The following is a 23,204-nucleotide window of genomic DNA, read 5'->3' on the forward strand; positions in this document are numbered from 1 at the left end:
GCCGCACTCTCAAAATAAATGGTAAGACAATTGGGCATGCACGCCATGGTCTTGCAAGTTGCCACTGCTCTGCCCCGGCAGAGTGATGAGCTTCCTGGCCATGAACAAGTCGGCTGCCCAGTTTTGCCATTGCCAGTTCATGCCCACACCTATCGAGGCTAGTCTTTGTGCAGCCTCGCCCTGGTTGCTGGCTGTTGCCAGATCAGTAAAGGCAATAAGCTTGAATTTGTGCCCGGCTTCCAGCCAGACTGGCAAGGGGTAATGGTATTCTGCATTCAGCAACCACGCACGGTCTCGTACTACAGCGTTTTCTCTGTAACCGCGAACGGTAGCAACGCCACCCAGCGAGAATCTTTCCATAGGCAACAAGCGGTCTGGCGTTTGCTGGACAGAAGCGCGCAAAATTATTTGATCACCGGCTTTGCCGAGGTTTTTGACATACTGCAGTTGCCCTGTCCAGATACGGTAATGCTGATTTGGTACCTGCACGCTGGCATCACTACTGTCTATGTTATTGCGGCCAAAAGCAAACACACTGCGCAAGGCCAGGGCCTGGGTTTCCCAGCGTTCTGTCCACTCCTGGGAAAAGCGTACTACTTTGGTTTTTGAATAACCGTCAGGCTCACCAGGTGTGAAGGAAAACGCTTCGCCCAATAAACTGGTCTGGCTATCGCGCTGGCTATAGCTGAAGCCGAGTTCGATTTTTCTTTGCAGGCTATTCGATAAAGCCTGGCTCATACCAATTTCATAACCCGAGCTCCGGCTCTTGATATCGATCGCTGCCATGGATTCACCAACAACAGAAGAGCTGCCTTTATCAAGACCAAGCTTGAATGCAGTACCACGGCTGTTCACTGGCATGGTCCAGCCCAGATGTACAGGGTCTGCCCCTTCGCTATGGGCAACACTGGCTTCCAGATAATCGCCATAACCACTCAGATTGCGCACCCAGCCTGACATGCCCAAAACTTCTGATCCTATTGAGGGCGCACGGTAGTTATTGGCATAGAGATTCAGGCCATAGGCTTTGGCGAGCACAACATCAATGTCCAGTATGGCAGTACCCGGTTTATCACCGGGGATGATGCGGCTATTGATTTTTTCAAACAAAGGGTCAGTCAGCAAGAGCTGGAAACGCTGCTGCAAGACTGGCATATTGAATACTTCGTCATCCCTGAGCAGGCGCTGCTGCAAATACGCAGGCCGCAGTCGTTCTTCCCCCTTTACCCGCACTTCCGAAATGCGCCCTTCTATCAAGCGTATGCTGACTATGCCTGATGGAAAAGGTTCGCTACCCTCTGCCACGATCAGAACGGCACCAGAATTGAGGTAACCACGTTCTGCATACAGGCGTGAAATACGGGTGCGCAATTCTTCCAGATCAGCATAAGTGGTGCGCTTGCCGAGATAAGCTGCCGACATTGCTTGCAATTCTGTACTGCTGATAACGGCATTGCCACTGAACTGAAACTCCCTGACCAGCACATCTCTGGCTATCGTTTGTACAGGAGGTAAATCATTGGCGAAAACGACATCTGGATTCAAGCACGCCAACGCAATACAAACCGCGATCCGTGAAGTACCTGACACTGCAGGTCTTGCAAAAATAGAATTCCACATGTTTATTGACCGCCAGTACTGAGAAATCGATGTGCGGTCATAGTATGTAGAATTGCTTGCATGAGATGGTTAAAAAATAAACAGAGAAATAGTGCCACAGTACAGACAAACAGCGCAGACCCGGCATGATAAGTCTATTGCCAAATCATTACAACGATACCAAGGTATGGCTTACATTTGGACACATCTGAAACAGGCGGACAAGGCTTTGCAGCAAGCTTGAATAATTGCTCACGCCTTGACTAATCAAATGCCTCATAAAATTGGCATGGTAAAAAGACCGTGGCAGCACAGTATCTTGCAGGAAATTGTACCGGTACACATTGCCTGCCATGCTCTAAGATGAACTTACAGTAGATTCAGGAGTAGAAAAAATGCAAATATCCGGTTCCCGCCCCATGCAAAAATATCAGGGAAGTTGCCACTGTGGTGCGGTGCACTTTGAAATAGAGACGGATTTTCCTGAGCTGACGATGTGCGACTGTTCAATATGCAGCCGCAAAAATGCCTTGATGGTCAAGGTACATGAAAGCAAATTCAAGCTGCTGGCGGGTGCAGAATCATTGAGTGAATATCAGTTCCACAGCAATACAGCCCATCATTATTTTTGCAAGACTTGCGGCATTTATCCTTTTCACCGCAAACGCGTGACGCCAGATAATTTTGGTATCAACGTCTATTGCCTTGACGACTTCGACCCTGAAGGCATTCCTGTGCGCCAGGCCGTTGGTGCCCGGATGCCATAAGGCGATAAATCTTTTACACTAAACAGGAAACCAGCCATGCAAACCCAAACCCTGCTTGCCTTCACTGCCATCGCCAGCCTCGCGATACTCAGCCCTGGCCCAGCCACCTTGCTGTCTTTAAAGAACGGTGCGAGTTATGGCACACGTGCGGTCATGTGGTCAGCCTTTGGCAATGTATGCGGCATCTTTTGCCTTTCTACTACCGCATTTCTAGGCCTGGGCGCCTTGCTGAATTCGTCAGCCATGCTGTTTGCCGCCGTCAAGATCATAGGTGCGCTTTACCTGTTCTATATCGGTGCCAAGCAATTATTTGGAAAAAGCAGCGCATTGACGCATGATGCGCAGAACGGTCAGGCTGATAGCAGGCCTCGTCCGCGCAAATTATTTTCAGAAGCTTTTTTGACAGCAGCTACCAACCCAAAAGCTCTGATGTTTTTTACAGCGCTGTTCCCGCATTTCATTACACCGGGTGAAGCTTTGGCGCCGCAGTTTTTTGCATTGATGGCAATCTTCATGGGCCTGTCTTACCTGACTCATTTGATGTATGCACAACTGGCCGCACGTGCCATGCATGTACTGGTCAAGCCGCGTTTTGTGAAATGGATTAACCGCGTGGTCGGTGCGGCCTTCATTACCTTCGGGACGATGTTGCTCAGTTTGCGCAGGCAAACTGCCTGAAGGTCTGAGGGTCTGAGAATTCAGGCAGATAAAATCTTTTCCATGAAGACGCTCAAAGGGTCTTCTTCATATTCACCAAAAGCAGCCCGTTCGGCATAGCCGAGGCGAAAATACAGGCCCAGCGCCTCGGGCTGCCTGATACCGGTTTCCAATCGGACTACATGTATATCCTGATCCAGCAAATGGTCTTCCAGTGCACGCATGATGTGCTTGGACAAACCTCTTCCTCGAAATTCATCAGGCACAAACACGCGCTTGATTTCACCGTAGCTTAACTGCTCATCGTCATCAAACAGGATAGTGACAGCGCCACAGGCGGCCAATTGCCCGTCCATGTAACAACCTAGAAGAATCACATTATCTTGCAGCAATGCGTCCACGCTGAGCATGTGATTACTCTCGGCTGGATACAATGCAGCCATATAAGCGTCAGACATGGCAATCAATCTGCCTGCGGCTTTTGAAGCTGGATCGACTCTTTCTATATTCATGTTTTTTATGCGACTTTTTCCTGCATATTAAAACTGATCATCTTCTTGAGTTCCGGCACACAAGAGCCACAATTCGTGCCGCATTTGAGTTTGCTTTGTAAACCAGTCAGGATATCGGCAGGCAAACCATCCATGCCTGCAAGTGTCTTCTTGATTTCAGTATCCGTCACATTCAGGCAACTGCACACTACTTTGCCACGTGCTGCAAAACCCTGTGGTGCCGTCGTGCTCGGCATCAGCAGGAGTCGCCCGAGTCTGGCGACTGGTTCCTGCGCCTGCAGGAAGTCCTTGAGCCAACTCTCGGCAGACACATCTCCCGCCAGCGCCACAGCAGCCAGACCACCTTCTTTTACCAGAATATGGCGCGAAACACTGCGGCGCTTGTCGTCATAGCGCAAGACATCCGCGCCCACTATGCCAAAAATGTGCTCGATTTTTTCCAGGACTTCAGTTGCCACCGCTTCTTCATTCGCAGCACGGAAGATCACACCCACCTTGTCGCGACCAAATGGTGTGCAGGATGCATAGGCAAACTCGCGCATATAAGGACGCAAGGCAGCTTGTACGCTATAGGCTTCTTCGCTATCCAGCCACGCGAATACAACGAAGCGCCAGGGCAATTCTGCTTTCAAAATCTTGACGGCAGCAGCTTTCAGTTCAGGTTGTTTAGAGCTGGGGTCGATTGCCGGTGAAGTCAGGGCATTCACACCATAGCTGGCATTTTGTGCATGGCCACGGCCCGAGACATATTCCTCCCCCCAGTGCATGGCGATGAAAACCTGGCCCGCACGCTGCTCATCACTTTCAACTACCGGCAAAATGACAGTACCGCGACGGCTGCTGACATGCACCAGATCACCTGATTTCAAGAAGCGTCTTTGCATATCAGTCGCCTCCATGCAAAGGCCAGGCTCTGCCACGTGGGCAAACAACTGTGCCACAGTGCCGGTACGGCTCATGCCATGCCATTGATCGCGCAGGCGACCAGTATTCAATGAGAATGGGTAGCGGGCATCAACTGCATCCTTGACAGGTTGGTACACAGTATTGACGAAACGTGCGCGGCCATTGGCTGTAGGGAAGATACCGTCTTCATACAAACGCTGTTTGCCAGTGCTGGCACCAGCCGGATAAGGCCATTGCTGTGGCCCCTGCTGTTCCAGTATGGCGTATGACAAGCCGGTGATATCAAGGTCACGGCCACGAGTACTGTCGCGGTGCTCGTTCCAGACTTGTTCGTCGCTGTCGTACTTGAAGTTTGCTGGTGACTTGCCCAGCAAGGGGGCAAGTGCTTGCGCAAACTGGCTGGCGATTTGCCAATCGTGTTTTGCTTCACCAGGTGCGGGTATGACGGCGCGCACGCGGGATATGCGGCGTTCTGAATTGGTGACGGTACCCGTCTTCTCGGCCCAGGTGCTGGCGGGTAAAAGTATGTCGGCATACGGCACGGTGGCCGTGCTGGTGTATGCTTCCTGCACGATCACCAGCTCGGCTTTTTGCAGGGCTTCGCGTATCAGGTTTTGCTCTGGCATGGATTGCGCGGGATTGGTACAGACTATCCAGATGATCCTGATCTCACCCTGCCGGACTGCTTCAAACATTTCTACTGCAGTTTTACCCGGTGTAGCGGGCACGTCGTCTACCCCCCAGTAGGCAGCAATTTCTGCGCGATGTTCAGCATTGCCAAGGTCACGGTGACCCGACATCAAGTTCGCCATGCCACCGACTTCACGACCACCCATGGCATTTGGCTGGCCAGTCAAAGAGAACGGCCCGGCACCTGGTTTGCCGATTTGATGAGTAGCCAGATGCAGATTGATCAGGGCAGCATTTTTTGCAGTACCGGCAGATGATTGATTCAGCCCCTGGCAATACAGCGACAGGCTGGCTTTGGATTGTCCAAACCAGCGTGCTGCCTGCACCAGGTCAGCTTCCTTGATGCCGCAGGTCTTGGCGACAGCTGCTGGCGTGTAGTCACGCACGGTTTGCTTGAGTTCGGCAAAGCCCTCGGTATGTTCCTGGATATACGCCAGATCGATTAAATCTTCCCACAGGCACAGATGCAACATGCCGTTGAACAGGGCAACATCGGTACCTGGCAAGATAGGCAGGAACAAATCTGCTTCACGCGCGGTATCGGTACGGCGCGGATCAGCAACAATCACTTTCAGGTTGGGATTTTTTTCCCTGGCCTGTTCCAGGCGGCGATATAAAATCGGATGTGCATAAGCCGTGTTGGAACCGACAATAAAAATGACTTCTGCGAGGTCTATGTCTTCATAGCAGGCAGGCGGCGCATCCGCACCCAGGGTCTGCTTGTAACCAGCAACCGCGCTTGACATGCACAGGCGTGAGTTGCTGTCTATATTATTGGTGCCTATCAAGCCTTTGGCGAGTTTGTTAAAGACGTAATAGTCTTCAGTCAGCAATTGACCAGAAATATAAAATGCCACACTGTCTGGGCCATGCGTTTTGATGGAGTCAGCGAACTTGTCTGCCATGCTGGCAATAACGCTATCCCAGTCGGTGCGCAGTCGCAACTCTCCACGCATGGCGGGATCGCGCATTTCAGGATACAGCGCCCTGACCTGTTGCTGTATTTTTGCATCTGCAGACAGATGCAAAGTGCTGCCCTTGCTGCACAGGCGGCCAAAATTGGCGGGATGATCAGTATCACCGCGCACGCCAGTTACCTGCCCGCCTTCGCTTTCTATCACTACACCGCAACCAACGCCGCAATAACAACAGGTAGATTTGGTTTCAGTCATACATGCCTTTAAGTGCACGCTGCATCACATACTATGCATAGTATGTGATGCAGCGCATTTTTTCTATGCCTCTATTGCGAGTGTACGTAACTCATTTGCGTCCAGATAAACCTGGTCCGCATCCACCTTCAGGCTGAACTTCTGGGTACAGCCCTCATCCGGAGAAATCGCGCAACCTGTGGGCAATTCTATGTTCCAGTTATGCAAGGGGCAGGCTACTCTTTCGCCAAAGACTATACCTTGTGACAAAGGACCACCTTTGTGCGGGCATTTATCCAGCAGAGCAAAGACCTTGTTTTCTGTATTCCTGAAGATGGCGACATCCGGCTTGGCCGCACGTGCAACCACGCGCGCACCCAGTACGGGGATATCTTCTACACGACAAATAACTTGCCATTCCTGACTCATGTTTTTTCCTCTCAAAAAATGGCGTTATGCTGGCAAGCGTTCAAACTGACGCGTATCGACCTGAGCTTTTTCTGGTTCATGCCATGGATCAGATTCACCTTCCAGTGCAAACAGCAAACGTTGATACAAGTCTTTGCGGCGCTCGTGGTCTTCCAATATGATTTTCTTCACATAATCAAGGCCGACACGGGCAAGGTAATGTACGGTACGTTCCAGGTACCAACCTTCTTCACGGTATAACTGCAAGAAGGCGCCGGTATATTCCATGACTTCTTCATGGGTTTTCAGCTTGACCAGGAATTGCGCGACTTCGGTTTTGATACCGCCATTGCCACCGACATAAATTTCCCAACCAGAATCAACGCCGATGACACCAACGTCCTTGATACCTGCCTCAGCACAATTACGCGGGCAACCTGACACAGCCAGCTTGACCTTGTGCGGCGAATACATGCGCGCCAGCTCGCGTTCCAGTTGCTGCCCCATGAGGGTGGAGTTTTGCGTACCAAAACGGCACCATTCACTGCCCACACAAGTTTTCACGGTACGCAGACCCTTGGCATAAGCCAGACCAGATGGCATGCCCAGGTCTTGCCATACGGCGCGCAAATCTTCTTTCTTCACACCCAGCAAGTCAATGCGCTGGCCACCGGTGACCTTGACTGTTGGTATCTTGAATTTATCAACGACGTCAGCAATCCTGCGCAATTCACTGGCATTTGTTTCACCACCCCACATACGCGGGATGACGGAGTAAGTGCCGTCCTTCTGGATATTCGCATGCGAACGCTCATTGATGAAGCGTGATTGCGGATCATCCTTCGCTTCACGTGGCCATGTAGAAATCAAATAGTAGTTGATGGCCGGGCGGCAGCTGGAGCAACCGTTAGGTGTGCGCCATTCCATGAATTCCTGCACGCCAGATACCGTCAATAGCTTGTTGGCCTTGATCGCATCGCGCACTTGCTGATGGCTATGATCAGTACAAGCACACATGGGTTTGACTTTTGAAGCCGTTGAATAATCACCACCAGCGGTGAACATGATAATTTGTTCTACCAGCCCGGTACATGAACCGCAGGATGCGGATGCCTTGGTATGCTTGCGCACATCGTCAAGCGTGAACAGGCCTTTTTCCTTGATGGCCTTGACGATGGTGCCTTTGCAGACGCCGTTACAGCCACAGACCTCGGCCTCGTCCGGCATGGCAGTTGCCTTGGTGTGTCCTTCATGACCAACGTCACCGGTATTCGATTCGCCGAACATCAATGAGTCACGGATTTCTGAAATATTCTTGCCTTCGCGCAGCAGTTTGAAATACCAGCTGCCATCTACGGTATCGCCATATAAACAAGCACCAATCAGCTTGTCATCCTTGACCACGAGCTTCTTGTAAACACCACCTATGGGGTCAGACAAAATAATCTCTTCAGTATCTTTGCCCCCCATGAATTCACCGGCAGAAAACAGGTCTATGCCTGTCACTTTCAGCTTGGTAGATGTGACTGAACCCTGGTACCGGCCTATGCCAAAATTGGCCAGGTGATTGGCGCAGACCTTGGCCATTTCGAACAAAGGGGCAACCAGGCCATACACTGTGCCGCGATGATTGACGCATTCGCCAACAGAGTAAATGCGCGGGTCATAAGTCTGCATGGTGTCATTGACGATGATGCCGCGATTGCAATACAACCCGGCAGATTCTGCCAGCGCAGTATTGGGACGTATGCCGACTGCCATGACGATCAATTGCGCAGGGATTTCCAGGCCGTCGGTAAAGCGTATGGATTTCACATGACCAGCATCGTCACCAATGATAGCTTCGGTATTTTTTTCCAGCAGGAAGTTCAGGCCACGGTCTTCCAGAGATTTTTGCAGCATCTTGCCAGCAACAGGATCAAGCTGGCGTTCCATGAGCCAGCCTGGCAAATGCACGACAGACACGCTCATGCCGCGCATTTTCAAGCCATTGGCGGCTTCCAGGCCCAGCAGGCCTCCACCGATAACGACAGCATGCGTATGCTTTTCTGCCGCCTCTATCATGGTATTGGTATCGTAGATGTCTCGGTAGGCAATCACGCCCTTGAGATCCTTGCCGGGAACCGGCAACATGAAAGGTGTAGAGCCAGTCGCCAGCAGCAGACGGTCGTATTCAGTCTGGGTACCGTCTTCGGCGATCACCAGACGGCGTGCCCTGTCTATCTTGACGATTTTTTTGCCCAGGTGCAGGGTGATATTATTTTCTTCATACCAATCCACATCATTGAGCATGATGTCTTTGATGGTTTGCTCGCCTGCCAATACAGGTGATAGCAGGATACGGTTGTAATTGGCATAAGGTTCTGCACCAAATACGGTAATGTCATACAGGTCGGGGGCGATCTTGATTAATTCTTCCAGGGTACGCACACCTGCCATACCATTCCCTACCATCACTAGCTTAAGTTTCTTCATGGCTGCTCCTTTGCTTGTCTCCCCAGACTCTAAGCAAGAGCAATGCCAGTTCGTTTTTATCAGAGGGAAAGCCAGGCTGTTTTTATAAGCCTGCACCAATTTAACTGCGCATTAATATGGTTTTCACCAAGAAAAACGGAGGATTCCTCGGTTGGCAGCAAAAGCAATGCCACTTCTTGAAGCATGCACCAAAAATCCTCGCGGCACTCATACAAAACTCAGCCATTCTGGTGCATTGCACCATTTAATTCAGAGCGCGCACAGTTTTTGCGCAGAAAGTTTTGTTTTTAATCATGGAATACGCGAATCACCTGCACATTTTGATGGCACGTCCCTTGCAAGTGGCATGCATGTTCACTATTGGAGCGATCATGCAAAAAACTTCCTTCTGGAAAGCCGGGCACACACCCACCTTATTGGCATCCTTCTTTTATTTCGACCTGAGTTTTATGGTCTGGGTATTGTTGGGGCCACTCGCCATCCAGATTTCCAAGGACCTGGGCCTGACTGCAGCACAAAAAGGCCTGGTCGTCGCCACCCCCTTATTGGCTGGTGCCTTGCTGCGCATCGTCATGGGCGTGCTGGTCGATCATTTGAAACCCAAGAAAGCAGGATTGATAGGCCAGATCGTCGTGCTGATAGGCTTGTGCTGGGCATGGCTGGGAAATTTGCACACTTATGAACAACTGCTGTTCCTCGGCGTGATCCTGGGTGTCGCAGGTTCTGCCTTTGCCGTGGCATTGCCGCTGGCATCGCGCTGGTATCCGCCTGAACACCAGGGTACTGCCTTGGGGATAGCGGGTGCAGGCAATTCCGGCACCGCCTTTGCCGCCTTGTTTGCACCAGCACTGGCAATTGCCTTTGGCTGGCAAAATGTGTTTGGTCTGGCGCTGATACCCTTATTCATCGCGCTGGCGGTTTACCTGATTTTCGCCAAGGATGCGCCGGGTGATGCACCTGGCAAATCCCTGACTGAATACCTGGCCGTGCTGAAAGACAAAGACGCGTGGTGGTTCATGTTCTTTTACAGCGTGACCTTTGGCGGCTTCTCTGGCCTGGCATCTTCCCTGACGATTTATTTCAATACGCAATATGGTTTAACGCCAATTACTGCCGGTTACTTCACTGCTGCGTGCGTGTTTGCCGGTTCTCTGGTGCGCCCCATGGGTGGCCGTATTGCTGACCGCATAGGTGGCATCAAAACCCTGTCTGTCATATACACCATCGCTTCTGCCTTCCTGTTCATTGCATCCATCGGTCTGCAATCTGCGACTGCTGCAGTATGTGTATTCGTGGTTGCCATGCTGGCACTGGGCACGGGCAATGGTGCGGTATTCCAACTGGTGCCGCAGCGTTTCCGTAAAGAGATGGGTGTCATGACTGGCCTGGTGGGCATGGCAGGTGGCATAGGTGGTTTTTATCTGGCGGCCAGCATGGGTTATTCACGTCAGATCACCGGCAGTTATCAAATAGGCCTGTCGATTTTCGCCAGCCTCGCCATCATCGCCTTGCTGGGTTTATCATTGGTCAAGAAACGCTGGCGCACGACCTGGGGCTCTGCCGCCATGACTACTGCAAAAATCTGAATACACAAAATACACAAAATACACAAACATGCCACTGACAGTCAGCACAGGACATCACAGCGTCGCTGGCATACGCCCGCGTAATGAAGACTTTGTCGGCATGGTCACGCCAGGCGAACCTGAGCTATCCTGCAAGGGCATGGTGTTGGCCGTAGCCGATGGCGTCTCTGGCAATGAAGGCGGGCGCGAAGCGGCTGAATATGTAGTACGTGGGCTGCTGACCGATTACTATGCTACGCCTGACACCTGGGAGGTAACAACAGCACTCGACAAGGTGCTGGTCGCCATGAATAGCTGGGTGCAGCAGCAAGGCTCAGTCCGCCGTGAGCTGGCAGGCATGGCCACCACCATGACCTCACTGGTCTTGCGTGGGCGCATGTATTACAGTGCACATGTCGGCGACACCCGCTGTTACCTGTTGCGTGACGGTGCCTTGCAAAAACTGACCCAGGACCATGTCTGGGACAGACCGGAGATGCAGCATGTGCTGACCCGCGCCATAGGCCTCGATAATCACCTCGTCATTGATCATGGCATGGGTGAGTTGCGTGTCAATGATGTCTTTTTGTTGGCCTGCGATGGTATCTGGGCCAGTCTCACAGAATATGACCTGACAGATTTTTTGAAGCAGGTCAGCGCAGGCAAGCTGAGCAGTGAGGCTGCCTGCGAAGCTTTATGCGCAGCCGCACTGAAAGCGGGGTCGCAAGACAACTGCAGTGCCGTGATCGCCCGCATAGACAGCTTACCAGAAGGTGAGTTGCGCGATGCCATCAGCGAGCTGCACGCCCTGCCCGTGCCACCGCGCATGAAGCCTGGCCAGACCCTTGACGGCTATGCGATAGAAGAAGTCATGCATACCTCGCTGACGACGATACTGTACCGCGTCAGCGACACCTCTCATCACCGGCAACTGGTGTTAAAAACCCTGCATCCCGACAAGGCCAATGATGCACAGGAGCGCTCAGCCTTTGCGCATGAAGCGTGGCTGGCCAAGCGCGTGGTAGCGCGCTTCTTTCCCCAGGTGATCACGCCCGATCAAAGAAACTACCTGTACTATCTCTCAACCTGGCATGCGGGTGCATCCCTGCAACAAAGGCTGGAAGCCGGGCAGCATTTCACCATACCAGAAGCAGTCGCTTATGGCGGCAAGCTGGTACGCGCCATCGGTGCACTGCACAGGCGCAGCATCTTGCACAGGGATGTCAAGCCTGCCAATGTCCATCTGGGGGACGATGACGAAATCCGCATTCTTGACCTTGGTGTCGCGCAATCCGGCTTTGACAGCCAGGATGGTCAGGGCAATGCCAGCCACAGCATGGCAGGCACGCCTTCATTTTTAGCGCCGGAACAGTTCCAGGGCGCAGCACCATCCCGCGCCACGGATCTGTATGCCACCGGTGTCACACTTTACTATTTGCTGACACGCCACTATCCCTATGGCGAAATCGAACCTTTCCAGCGCCCCAAGTTTGCTGAGCCTGCGTCGCCGGGGCGCTACCGCCCCGACTTGCCACTCTGGCTGGAAAATGTTTTGCTCAAAGCCGTGGCACGTGACGAAGCTGAGCGCTTTGAAACTGCAGAAGAATTTTTACTGGCACTGGAACGCGGTGCCTCCCATCCCCTGCCCGCCCCGCAAGCCAAACCCCTGGCACAACGCGACCCGCTGGCCACCTGGCGCATGCTGGCAGTCTTGTCCATCGTCGCCAATGTGCTGATGTTGTATATACTGATCGCCCGTTGATCCCTGCACAATAGTATTGCTCTCGCTGTTAATAGTGCATTAACATAAGCCTGTAGTAGCATGCGCTTGTGTGCCGGCAACTTTTTACCAGACTAAGACTCAAGACTATATTGCGGCCATATTTATGTCGAACAGCTTTCATCGCCTGATCCAGCTCCTGCGCTTGCGCCGTGTAGGCATGCGGCTGGCATTGAGCTATGCTTTGCTGCTAATACTGTTCAGCATCGTCTTGCTGTTGCCAATTTCACAAATCCGCAACATGACTGCGCGCAATGAGCAATTTGCCCGCAAAGAGGTGCAAAGTCTCCTGTATGTGCAAGAACTCAGTGTGGCGACAGAAAACGTCGGCAGAGCCTTATTGCAATTCCTGACAGTTCCTTATGAACAACGGGTACCTGAATACACTATCGTCGATGAAAAAAATCGCCGCATAGACCAGCTCATCAGCGATCTTGAAGCCAGCCTCAGTGACGACGAGCAATTAAACAGCCTCAAACTGCTCAAGCAAAAGCGCGCAATTTATCAGCAGCATTATCTTGATACTGTCAATCAACTCGAAGATGAAGGGCAGGATGCCGCCAAAACCAGCTTTAGTACGCGCGTCAAACCGGCACTGGATGCCTTGCTCGAACAGTCCAAAATTTTTCTCAAGCGGGAGCAGGAATTAATCCAGGCCCATCAGGCAGAAGCGCAAATGGAACTGGAAAAGACCGGCACCATGGTCGCCATGCTGTCTGTCTTTGGTGTCATTCTCGCAGCATTGCTGGCCTGGCTGACAACCCGCAGCGTAGTCAGGCCATTGGCAAGGCTGGAAACCAGCGCCCTGCAAATTGCCAAAGGTGATTACCAGACCCGTTTTATTCCCAGCAAGACAGAAGAAGTCGCACGCGTGGGCGAAGCCCTCAATACCATGGCAGAGGCCATAAGCATACGCGAACAAACTGTCGAACGCCTGGCTTACTACGACAGCCTGACTGGCCTGCCCAACCGCACCCTGTTGCTCAAAACCCATGAGGGTCAGGGCTTGCCACACCAGGGATTTATTCTGATGGATCTGGCGCGCCTGAAAGTCATCAATGAAACCCTAGGTTTTGATACTGGCGACACTGTCATATCAGATGTGGCCTTGCGGCTTAAAACCGTCATCAGCAAGAACACTGCAAGTCAAACACCCTGGCTGGCCAGACTGGCGGGCGGTGCATTTGCGATACTCTGCCATGATGTTTCCAAAGCCGCGCTAGAAGACCTGCATCAGCGCATAGATGCAGCCATGGATGAGCCGGTCAGATGCGGCCAGCATTCTGTCGATGTGAGTTTGGTATATGGCTTTGCCATCACCGCAGCCGCACCATTGCCCTTGATGACGCTGATACGCAATGCCGAGGTCGCCCTGTATGCCGCCAAACGCAGCGCCAATTCATCTGCCTGGTATACTGATGCGCAGGAAGCTTCACGCCTGACTCACCTGAGCCTCTTGTCTGATTTGCGCTCTGCCGTCAGGGGCTCTGAATTGCAAATGTGGTTGCAACCCAAGCTGTATCTGCAATCTGGCAAAGCTTATGGTTTTGAAGCACTGGTGCGCTGGCAACATCCTGTACGTGGTTTTATTTCGCCAGCAGAATTTGTTCCGTTTGCCGAGCGTACCGGCTATATCAGCATGCTTACCATGTGGATGCTGGAACAGGCCATCGTCACGCTCAAAAACTGGCAAGACAAATATCCTGGCCAGACCATTGCCGTCAATGTCAGCACTCATGATTTGCGCGACACCAGCTTTCCAGACCAGATTGCCGCACTGTTGCGCCAGTATGAGCTCAACCCAAAATTGCTGAAACTGGAAATTACCGAGAGCGGCATCATGGAAGACCCCGGCAGTACGATAGAGTTGCTGAACCGCCTGCGCGCCATCGGTCTGGATTTATCCATTGATGATTTTGGTACTGGTTATTCTTCCCTGTCTTACCTGCAACGCCTGCCTGTCAGTGAGCTCAAGATAGACCGCAGCTTTGTCATCGACATAGATCAACTGCCAGCGACCCAGGGCCTGGTCAAGGCGATTATAGAAATGGGCCATGGCCTGGGCCTCAGCGTGATTGCTGAAGGCATAGAAACTGCAGCCGAACGGGAATGCCTGCGCCAGCTTGGTTGTGATTCCATGCAAGGCTATTTTGCCAGCAAACCTCTGTATGGCGAAGGCTTGCAAAAATGGCTGGATGCTCTGGCAAGTCACGCTGCCGATTGATGCACTATGCAAGCACCTGATTTTCCTGTCGATGAGATATTGCGCCTGCAAACCTTGCAAGCCTGCGCCATACTCGACACACCACCAGAAGAGCGTTTTGACCGGCTGACGCGGCTGGCGAGCCATTTGTTCAAGACACCGATTGCCCTGGTTTCTCTCATCGATAGCGAGCGTCAATGGTTCAAATCAAAACAGGGCCTGGATGTCGGCGAAACGGCGAGAGATATTTCTTTCTGCGGCCATGCGATACTCAAGCCTGATATTCTGTATGTCGCTGATGCCAGCCAGGATGCGCGTTTCAGCGACAATCCTCTGGTCAGCAATGCCCCTAATATCCGCTTTTATGCTGGTGCGCCCTTGCGTGCACGTAATGGCCAGAGCCTGGGTACCCTGTGCATCATCGACACCAAACCGCGCATACTCAGTGCAGAAGACCTGGCTGCCCTGCGTGACCTGGCGGATTGTGTAGAGAGTGAATTTGCACGCGAGGAACAGCAAAGGCAATTGCATGCCTTGCTATCGCTGACTGCCATCACTGCCCTGTCACACCAGAATCCTGAAGCAGCCCTGCAACAAACCCTTGCCATGGCCTGCGACTACCTGGGCATGAGCTGTGGCCAGATCAGCCGCGTGCAGGTCGGCGGCAAAGCCAGCCTGGTCTGCCAGTCCGGGGATTCGCTGCATCCAGAAATGGCGGCTGCACATTCAGCACCACTGTGCATATTGCCAGAAGATGCCCACAAGGGACTCATTCATGCGGCAGACCTGGCACAAAGCAACTACAGGAACACCATACCAGCACAGATACAATGCCTGATAGGCCTGCGCCTGCATATCAATGCCAGGGATGATGCTGCACTGTGCATCTGGCATACCGAGCCAAGGTCATTTCCGTTTTCAGAAGTAGAAACAGAATTTGTCCGTCTGCTGGCTGACTGGATTACCGGTGTCATGAAAAGACAGGAGCTTGACCGGCAATTGCAAAGGCAGCGCGCACTCAGTGATGCCATCGCCATGGCGCAAGCATTATTCATTCGCGAAACCGATCAGGAAAAAGGCTTTGAATCGCTGCTCGCAGCAATCCTGAAGCTGACAGGCAGTTCCTATGGTTTTATCTGCGAAGTCAAAGATAATACCGTCAACAACCCGGCCCTGAAAAGCATGATGCTGGCCTGGAATACTGCCACCTCACATATTTCCAGCACCAGCCTGGATACCGCAGCCAGGGACATAGCTTGTCTGCAATTGAAGTCACGCTATGGTGCAGCCCTCAAGTCTGGCCAACCCGTCATCGACAATGCGCTGGTCGCTGGCGCTCTCGATCAGGTATTCCCCGCGCATTTCGATGCCTTGCAATGTTTCTTGTGCATACCTGTGCAATATGATGGTCAATTGATTGCGCTGGTAGGCATAGCCAACAAGCCAGAAGCCTATGATCAGCGGGTGATTGATTTCCTCAATCCCCTGTTCAGCACTCTGGGCCAGTTGATCAGTGCGGCACGTGCGCAAAAGCATAGGTATGAAACCGAGCGCCAGTTGATCAATGTCATCAAGGGTACCAATATTGGCACCTGGGAATGCAATATCGTTACCGGTGAAACCGTGTATAACGAGCGCTGGGCCGAGATGCTGGGTTACACATTGGCCGAACTTGAACCCACTACCGTCGATACCTGGCTCAGGCTATGCCACCCCGACGACCTGAAGCTGACCAGTGCCATGATAGAGCAGCACTTCAGAGGCGAGATTGAATACTTCGACCTCAAGAGCCGCATGCGCCACAAGGATGGCCACTGGATATGGATACACGACCGCGGCTGCGTTGTCAGTTGGGGCCCCAATGGTGAACCACTGATCATGTCAGGTAGCCATGCCGACATCACCAAGCAAAAACAGGCTGAGGCAGAACTCGAACACGCCTATGAATTGCTGGAAAAATCCAATACTGCTGCCCGCATAGGTACCTGGGACTTTGAAGTCAAAGCCCGCAAGCTGGAATGGAGCAAGGTCACCCGGCAGATACATGAAGTGGATGATGACTTTGTATGTGGCGTTGATAATGCAATTGCCTTCTACAAAGGTGTACAAAGCCAGCAAGAAATCCGCGCGCTATTTGCCCGTGCCATACGAGAAAACATCTCATTTGATTGCGAATTCTGCATACGCACCGCCAGGGGTAATGACAGATGGGTACATGTCATAGGCTTCCCGCAATTTGAAGACGGCGCATGCGTGCGCGTGTATGGTACCTTCCAGGACATCAGCGAGAGAAGGGCCGCGGCAGAAGACTTGCGTGACCAGGCCGCCCATACCAGTGCCGTGCTCGACAATGTGCTTGATGGCATCATCACTTTTGACGACCAGCAAATCATCCTCAGTGTCAATAATGCCGCAGCGCATATCTTTGATTATGCAGCCGACGAATTACTGGGTCGCAGCATACGTCATATCATCCCCTATCCGGTGCAGGACAGTGATACCGGGCCTGTGCCAGAAGCTGGCATACAAAGCATCATAGGCATAGGGCGTGAAGTGGAAGCGCGTCGTCAGGATGGCAGCCTGTTTCCACTGGATTTGTCAGTATCCACAGTCACGCGCCTGGGGCAACCCCTGTTCATTGCCCTGATGCGTGATATTACCGAACGCAAACGTACCGAGACCATCAAGAATGAATTCATCTCCACGGTCAGCCATGAGTTGCGTACACCACTGACCTCAATCTCAGGCGCACTAGGCCTGATTTCTGGCGGTGTGTTTGGTAGCTACTCTGACCGCATGAAACAGATGATCGATGTGGCCAATAAAAATTGCCAGCGCCTGACCTTCCTTATTAATGACTTGCTGGATATGGAAAAACTCACCGCAGGCAAGATGGTGTTCAGACCTGAAACCATCGCAATCCGTGACTTGCTGCAACAGGCAGTCGATGCCAACCAGACTTTTGGCAGCGAACGCGGTGTCAGCCTGCGTCTGGCAAAACAACTGCCCGATATCAGCATCACGGTTGATACCCAACGCTTCATGCAGGTCTTGTCCAATCTGCTGTCGAATGCCATCAAGTATTCACCAGAAAATGAGGTCGTCAATATCGAAGCAGAAAAACGTGTGAACAAACTGCCTCTCTTGCCTGAGCTACGTATCAGCGTCATCGATCACGGCATAGGCATACCGCATGAATTCCGCGACAGAATATTCCAGAAATTTGCGCAGGCAGACTCTTCCGACACCAGACAAAACGGTGGCACCGGCCTGGGCCTTGCCATCACCCGTGAACTGGTAGAAAGAATGGGCGGGACCATAGGCTTTGAATCCACACCAGGACAAGCCACCAGATTTTATGTGGATTTGCCGATTTCCTGAAATGCCCCGAAGTAATCCATCATGTAATCCATCTTCACTACATCTCGCCCCACGGCAATTGTCTACCGGAACTACATGCTAAAAAGTTTCATGTATTGATGAATAAATCACTACCATAATTCTTGCTTTTTAGATATGCTCACTGAAGCGGCTTATTTGTCTTATCCTTATTTTATGGTTGTCTGATTTGCTGTAATTTGCTGCCTTACGATAAGCATCACTTCTCCCACCGCTTCACCCACCATTACAGGCGGAACAGGCAATGCGTGCGACCAGGAATGTGCAGTTCTATATCTACATCTCGTATTTCTTTACTGCGCTGATTCTCGTTTTCGGTATCGCTATGGGTACCGTGCAATTCAGCCGCATGAGCACGATCATACTGGCACAAGCCAATAGCAGCTATGCCCTGATAGGCAACGAAGTCGCCAGCAATGTCAAAGACATTTATGAACCGGTAAAAAACCAGGCAGAGATGCTGGCGCAGTCACATCCCATATCGGGCAAAAACCTCAATGAACGCCTGGCCCATGTCAACTACCTGGCCAAGGCCATCATCAGTGTCAAATCGGCGACATCCGCTTATGTAGGATTTGCCAATGGCGAATTTTTCTTGCTGCGCCAATACGCCAAATCAAATGGTGGCAAGGAAGTATTCAAAGCGCCAGAGAAAACTGCCTGGATAGTGCAAAGCACCAGCATGGATGCAGGAAAACTGGCCGAGCATGTCGTCTATCTCGATGACAGGCTCAATGAAATCAGCCGCCAGCAAATTCCTTTGCGCAATTATGATCCGCGCCAGCGTGGCTGGTATGAAACTGCAATGAAAAACCCTGAGCAGGCCCATGTCAGCGAACCCTATTATTTTTTCACGACCGGCCAGATAGGCGTTACCTATGCACAAAAAATAGTTGGTACCGATGCCGTGGTGGGCATAGACATAGAAATGCCCACTATCCATGAAACCATCAGGAACAGTAATGTCACGCCATCCACCAGGATAGCCCTGATAGACAGCAAGGGCCAATTACTGGCGTGGCAAAACGGCAAGCAGCCAGCCTATAAGCCGCAGATTGTCACCAAGCTCGATGGCACGCAAGGCATGCCTACCCTGGCTGAACAAAATGCCCCAGTACTCAACAGGATACGTGAACTCGATGGCAACAAAGACAGTAGCCAGGCCCTCGACGTCATAGGAAAAACATGGGCGACTTACCAAGGGAAAATACAAGTCCCTGGTGGCCAGGATTTGCGCATACTCATCGCCAGCCCGCATGAAGAATTGCTGGCCGACATCATCAAGATGCGCACGCAAACCAGCATCCTTTTCCTGGTCATGCTGGCGGCCAGTGTGGGTATTACAATCTATTTTTCCAGACTGGCATCCCGCCCCTTGAAACAACTGAATGACGAAGCGAGCAAGATAGCCCGCTTCGATTTCAAAAGCCCCATCAATATACAGTCACGCATCAAGGAAATTGCCGATCTCAGCAATTCCATGCGCGGCATGAAATCGACAATACGCTCCTTCCTCGACATCGCCAGCAGCCTCGCATCAGAAACCAATTTCGACAAACTCCTCGCGCGCGTGTTAAAAGAAATGTCGGAAATCACTGAGGCAAAATCCGGCATACTCTACCTCTATCAGCCGCAAGAAAACAGCATGCGCGTGGTGCAAGCGTATGTCGATCATCAGGTGCTGGAAAGTGAAACACACAGCATCAGCATGACAGATGAAAGCCACCCCGTCATCCTGGCCTGCAAATCCCGCAGCAGCATCTGCCAGTTGCAGGCAACAGACCTGGCCCTCTATTTCAGCAGCCTGCCCGCCACCGATCACACCACCACCCTGATTGCCATCCCCCTGAAGGATAGAAACAACACCCTGGTCGGCGCAATCGCCCTCGTCATCGACGATGCCAATATAGACCCCGGCAGGCAAGCCATGGCAGAAGCCGTCTCTGGTGCAGCTGCCATTGCCATAGAAAACCAGCGCCTGATACAAGAACAAAAAGCGCTGCTCGAAGCCTTCATACAACTGATCGCCAGCGCCATCGATGCCAAAAGCCCCTATACCGGCGGCCACTGCCAGCGTGTGCCCTTACTCACAAAATTAATAGCCCAAGCTGCCTGCAAGGAAACCGAAGGCCCGTTTGCCAGCTTCAAGCTCAGTGATGAAGAATGGGAAGAACTGCATATCGCCGCCTGGTTGCATGACTGCGGTAAAGTCACCACGCCAGAATACATCGTCGACAAAGCCACCAAGCTTGAAACCCTGTACGACCGCATCCATGAAATACGCATGCGCTTTGAAGTCTTGAAACGTGATGCGCAAATCGATTACTGGCAAGCTGTAGCTAAAGACAGTGCCGGCAATGATGCCGCAGAACTCAAGAAAAAACTCGACGACACTATCGCACAACTGGATAGCGATTTCGCCTTCATCGCCGAATGCAATGAGGGTGGAGAATTCATGGCCCCCGACAAAATCGCCCGCATACAAGATATCGCTGGCCGCCACTGGCTAAGAACCCTGTCTGACCGCATCGGCATTTCACACGACGAAAAAGAACGCAAGAACCGCACAGCCGAACCCACACTGCCCGTGCAAGAACAACTGCTGAGCGACAAGGTCGAACACATTTTCGCGAGATCAGCCCGCGACACCATCGCAGCCGACAATCCATGGGGTTTCAAGGTCAAGGTACCAGAACACCTGTACAACCGTGGCGAAGTGTATAACCTCTCGGTAGCACGTGGCACCCTGTCGGAAGAAGAACGCTACAAAATCAATGAGCACATGATACAAACCATCATGATGCTGGAAAAACTCCCCTTCCCGCGCCACCTCGCCAGAGTGCCAGAGATCGCCGGCGGACATCATGAAAAAATGGATGGCACAGGCTACCCCAAATGCCTGATGGCCGCAGACATGAGCATCCCCGCCCGCATGATGGCGATAGCCGATATCTTCGAAGCCCTGACCGCCGCCGACCGTCCCTACAAAAAAGGCAAGACCCTGTCAGAAGCGATCAAGATTATGAGCTTCATGAAAAAGGACCAGCATATCGATGCAGAATTGTTTGGATTATTTTTGAAATCAGGGGCATATCTGGAATACGGCAGGCAGTTCATGAATCCTGATCAGATTGATGAGTTTGATATACATGCGTATGTGTGAGTAAATGCTATTAGCAGTCAATAAGTTTTGAATAGCGATATGCGCACCTGAGAGGTCAGGTGCTTTGAGTGCAATGATATGACCCATGATTTGACGCCCACAAAATTAGGTGAACGTAGATAGTGGCCCTGCAGTTAATTCATTGGAGTCTGCTTGCGCCACAACAGGCCTGTCATTTTCCAGCGATGTAATGATTTAGTGGTGCGGACGCCCTTTGTCCGCAATTGAAATTCGCCTGCCCTCACTACAATTCCATTATGGTAGATGTAAGAGCGTTTATTTGATACAGTTTGCAAAGCAATTTAAATCGAAAACAATATCTTAAAATTTACCATGCTCATATTTAAACGATTTGCAGCCATCGCCAGCATTATTTTCCTCGGCAATTTCTATCCGGCTGTAGTATTTGCCAAGACATCTCAGGAGCAATTACTGGTAGGAAAATGGGTGCACAGCTACCAAATTCAAACTGATGATGGTCGCGTCATACCTCAAAAAAAGGCACCGGCAGAAAGTACTGCCATAAAAGCCACAGGTGAATTCTTTGCAGACAATACCTGGGTACTTAATGGATCAAAGGTAAAGTCATCAGGCACTTATCGCTGGGTAGATGGCGAACACATAGAACAAAAAGTTCTTGAATCCAACGTCGCTATACAAGTAGGAATGCTGTCTGTTAAGCGAATAAAAGTAAGTGAAAACCGCCTGGAATTTATCGTCGCCCACGATAGAGCCGAAATGGAACGCTATCGGGGTCCAGCCAAGCCAGGCCAAAAACGCCCTAATGAAACGATTATTACAACAGTCTTCACGCGTGTTGGCACTGCTCATCCTTGAGGATATTATTTTTTAAAAATTAGCGACCCTAGCCCAGGGCGGATAAAATCGATCCCTACGATCTGCCTGCCCGGCTCTGAAAGAAAAAATGAGAATGCGAAGATAATCCCTATATTGACTTTAGTTACACCAAATCTCAACGCCTCTTTCCAAGTCACGTGTAACTTCATCAATCGCAACAAGCAGGATCATATTTTTAGGTTTATGTGGCGACCAGCAATTACGCATATATTCTGCATCGAGAAGCGTAAGCGGAAGAAAATCTGAATTCTGTTTTTTTGCAAAAATGACGCTGGCTTTTACCGGGAGAGCCAGTTCTTTGTCGCCAGCAATACCTGCCAGGGCCAGACCTTTTCCTTTAATCTCGAAAACATCATCAAGTTCAAATAGTTTGTACATTTGAGATAAAAATTTAAATAACAGGCTGTTTGACTTCGAGATTATCATCGCCCACGAGGAAGCTGTTACATCGTTTCAGATAAGGAAGGCGTAATATTGCTGGCTCTGATTCTGGAATCACCACACCCCACACATATCCTCCTGGATCGAAGTATAACTGCGCAAAATTCTCATCTCTTGCCCGCAAGTATTTTGACGGTTGTGTCAGATATTCCCTCAACAAGTATTTTATTCTATTGACATCGGTGATCAATGTTTCAAATACTTCTGGCAGTTTTTCAGTTTCTTCGTTCATGGCATTTTTTGCGAAGACTATTTTTTTGCTCACCGCGCAGCTGCGTGGATTGCATAAACTCGTTTGATGGGAAATTTAATCATAAGCTTCAAGTTCTATCCAGACTCAAATGGCTTTATTGAACTGTGCCTCAATGATTCAACTACAGGCTATCCAGCGCATTAGCATGCATGATGGTCATAACCGGCTTCAGAGAAATATTATTTACTGCAACGAATATGAAATTACCCATCTTTTCAGGGGGCTGATCAGCCTCTTTCTAGTGCAGAGAAAATTAAATTACCTCCGGCAAAGCCGGAGGTTTATTGCTGGGGCGCCTCAAAGGCGCTGGTAACCCTTGATCCGCCTAAAGGCGGCTACAGTCCCAATTTCATTTGGTCGTAACGCTCATCTTCCTG

Annotated in this window: 15 protein-coding genes; 8 read left to right on the top strand and 7 right to left on the bottom strand. The window is 51.2% G+C overall.

Annotated elements, in window-relative coordinates; translation table 11 throughout:
* Positions 1-9: 9 nt before the first annotated feature.
* On the bottom strand, positions 10-1,545 hold the full coding sequence (locus ACO0LL_RS23365) for a ShlB/FhaC/HecB family hemolysin secretion/activation protein (RefSeq protein ID WP_422953213.1): 1,536 nt from the start codon (positions 1,543-1,545) through the stop codon (positions 10-12).
* A 449-nt stretch (positions 1,546-1,994) separates the two neighbouring features.
* Here ACO0LL_RS23365 and ACO0LL_RS23370 point away from each other — a divergent pair, with 449 nt between their 5' ends.
* Entirely contained in the window at positions 1,995-2,366 is a 372-nt protein-coding gene (locus ACO0LL_RS23370) for a GFA family protein (protein ID WP_422953214.1), read from the top strand.
* Positions 2,367-2,402: 36 nt separating this feature from the next.
* Positions 2,403-3,044, top strand: a complete 642-nt coding sequence (locus ACO0LL_RS23375) for a LysE family translocator (RefSeq protein ID WP_162058025.1) — start codon at positions 2,403-2,405, stop codon at positions 3,042-3,044.
* 20 nt (positions 3,045-3,064) lie between these two features.
* Here ACO0LL_RS23375 and ACO0LL_RS23380 read toward each other — a convergent pair whose 3' ends face one another.
* From ACO0LL_RS23380 to nirB, 4 genes are all read right to left on the bottom strand, one after another.
* The gene (locus ACO0LL_RS23380) at positions 3,065-3,535 is read right to left on the bottom strand and encodes a GNAT family N-acetyltransferase (protein WP_422953215.1); all 471 of its coding nucleotides are present in this window, start codon (positions 3,533-3,535) and stop codon (positions 3,065-3,067) included.
* Between the two features lie 5 nt (positions 3,536-3,540).
* The gene (locus ACO0LL_RS23385) at positions 3,541-6,303 is read right to left on the bottom strand and encodes a molybdopterin-dependent oxidoreductase (RefSeq protein WP_422953216.1); all 2,763 of its coding nucleotides are present in this window, start codon (positions 6,301-6,303) and stop codon (positions 3,541-3,543) included.
* A gap of 63 nt (positions 6,304-6,366) precedes the next feature.
* Complete coding sequence (nirD, locus tag ACO0LL_RS23390; RefSeq protein ID WP_110255775.1) at positions 6,367-6,711, bottom strand: nitrite reductase small subunit NirD; 345 nt, start codon at positions 6,709-6,711, stop codon at positions 6,367-6,369.
* 24 nt (positions 6,712-6,735) lie between these two features.
* The gene (nirB, locus tag ACO0LL_RS23395) at positions 6,736-9,165 is read right to left on the bottom strand and encodes a nitrite reductase large subunit NirB (RefSeq protein WP_422953217.1); all 2,430 of its coding nucleotides are present in this window, start codon (positions 9,163-9,165) and stop codon (positions 6,736-6,738) included.
* Positions 9,166-9,536: 371 nt separating this feature from the next.
* Between nirB and ACO0LL_RS23400 the strand changes: the two genes are divergently transcribed.
* From ACO0LL_RS23400 to ACO0LL_RS23425, 6 genes are all read left to right on the top strand, one after another.
* Entirely contained in the window at positions 9,537-10,751 is a 1,215-nt protein-coding gene (locus ACO0LL_RS23400; RefSeq protein ID WP_422953218.1) for a nitrate/nitrite transporter, read from the top strand.
* A gap of 28 nt (positions 10,752-10,779) precedes the next feature.
* Positions 10,780-12,492, top strand: coding sequence for a protein kinase domain-containing protein (locus tag ACO0LL_RS23405; protein WP_422953219.1), 1,713 nt, complete (start codon positions 10,780-10,782; stop codon positions 12,490-12,492).
* 124 nt (positions 12,493-12,616) lie between these two features.
* Positions 12,617-14,734: a putative bifunctional diguanylate cyclase/phosphodiesterase gene (locus tag ACO0LL_RS23410; RefSeq protein ID WP_422953220.1), complete on the top strand. Its 2,118-nt coding sequence runs from the start codon at positions 12,617-12,619 to the stop codon at positions 14,732-14,734.
* A 6-nt stretch (positions 14,735-14,740) separates the two neighbouring features.
* Complete coding sequence (locus ACO0LL_RS23415) at positions 14,741-18,094, top strand: PAS domain S-box protein (protein ID WP_422953221.1); 3,354 nt, start codon at positions 14,741-14,743, stop codon at positions 18,092-18,094.
* A 262-nt stretch (positions 18,095-18,356) separates the two neighbouring features.
* On the top strand, positions 18,357-21,275 hold the full coding sequence (locus ACO0LL_RS23420) for an HD domain-containing phosphohydrolase (protein ID WP_422953222.1): 2,919 nt from the start codon (positions 18,357-18,359) through the stop codon (positions 21,273-21,275).
* A gap of 333 nt (positions 21,276-21,608) precedes the next feature.
* Positions 21,609-22,112: a hypothetical protein gene (locus ACO0LL_RS23425; protein ID WP_422953223.1), complete on the top strand. Its 504-nt coding sequence runs from the start codon at positions 21,609-21,611 to the stop codon at positions 22,110-22,112.
* A 120-nt stretch (positions 22,113-22,232) separates the two neighbouring features.
* On the opposite strand, the gene ACO0LL_RS23430 is transcribed toward ACO0LL_RS23425, so the two are convergent.
* A complete protein-coding gene (locus ACO0LL_RS23430) occupies positions 22,233-22,511 on the bottom strand; it encodes a hypothetical protein (protein WP_422953224.1) in 279 nt (92 codons plus the stop codon).
* Positions 22,512-22,524: 13 nt separating this feature from the next.
* On the bottom strand, positions 22,525-22,806 hold the full coding sequence (locus tag ACO0LL_RS23435) for a hypothetical protein (RefSeq protein WP_422953225.1): 282 nt from the start codon (positions 22,804-22,806) through the stop codon (positions 22,525-22,527).
* Between the last annotated feature and the right edge of the window lie 398 nt (positions 22,807-23,204).

This window comes from Undibacterium sp. TC4M20W (assembly GCF_049340245.1).
Classification (GTDB): domain Bacteria; phylum Pseudomonadota; class Gammaproteobacteria; order Burkholderiales; family Burkholderiaceae_D; genus Undibacterium.

Excerpts from the sequence above, each read along its gene's own strand:
- nirB (WP_422953217.1), bottom strand. The coding sequence starts at position 9,165 with ATGAAGAAACTTAAGCTAGTGATGGTAGGGAATGGTATGGCAGGTGTG.
- ACO0LL_RS23405 (WP_422953219.1), top strand. The coding sequence starts at position 10,780 with ATGCCACTGACAGTCAGCACAGGACATCACAGCGTCGCTGGCATACGC.
- ACO0LL_RS23420 (WP_422953222.1), top strand. The coding sequence starts at position 18,357 with ATGCGTGCGACCAGGAATGTGCAGTTCTATATCTACATCTCGTATTTC.
- nirD (WP_110255775.1), bottom strand. The coding sequence starts at position 6,711 with ATGAGTCAGGAATGGCAAGTTATTTGTCGTGTAGAAGATATCCCCGTA.
- ACO0LL_RS23375 (WP_162058025.1), top strand. The coding sequence starts at position 2,403 with ATGCAAACCCAAACCCTGCTTGCCTTCACTGCCATCGCCAGCCTCGCG.
- ACO0LL_RS23400 (WP_422953218.1), top strand. The coding sequence starts at position 9,537 with ATGCAAAAAACTTCCTTCTGGAAAGCCGGGCACACACCCACCTTATTG.
- ACO0LL_RS23385 (WP_422953216.1), bottom strand. The coding sequence starts at position 6,303 with ATGACTGAAACCAAATCTACCTGTTGTTATTGCGGCGTTGGTTGCGGT.
- ACO0LL_RS23380 (WP_422953215.1), bottom strand. The coding sequence starts at position 3,535 with ATGAATATAGAAAGAGTCGATCCAGCTTCAAAAGCCGCAGGCAGATTG.
- ACO0LL_RS23430 (WP_422953224.1), bottom strand. The coding sequence starts at position 22,511 with ATGTACAAACTATTTGAACTTGATGATGTTTTCGAGATTAAAGGAAAA.
- ACO0LL_RS23410 (WP_422953220.1), top strand. The coding sequence starts at position 12,617 with ATGTCGAACAGCTTTCATCGCCTGATCCAGCTCCTGCGCTTGCGCCGT.
- ACO0LL_RS23435 (WP_422953225.1), bottom strand. The coding sequence starts at position 22,806 with ATGAACGAAGAAACTGAAAAACTGCCAGAAGTATTTGAAACATTGATC.
- ACO0LL_RS23415 (WP_422953221.1), top strand. The coding sequence starts at position 14,741 with ATGCAAGCACCTGATTTTCCTGTCGATGAGATATTGCGCCTGCAAACC.
- ACO0LL_RS23370 (WP_422953214.1), top strand. The coding sequence starts at position 1,995 with ATGCAAATATCCGGTTCCCGCCCCATGCAAAAATATCAGGGAAGTTGC.
- ACO0LL_RS23425 (WP_422953223.1), top strand. The coding sequence starts at position 21,609 with ATGCTCATATTTAAACGATTTGCAGCCATCGCCAGCATTATTTTCCTC.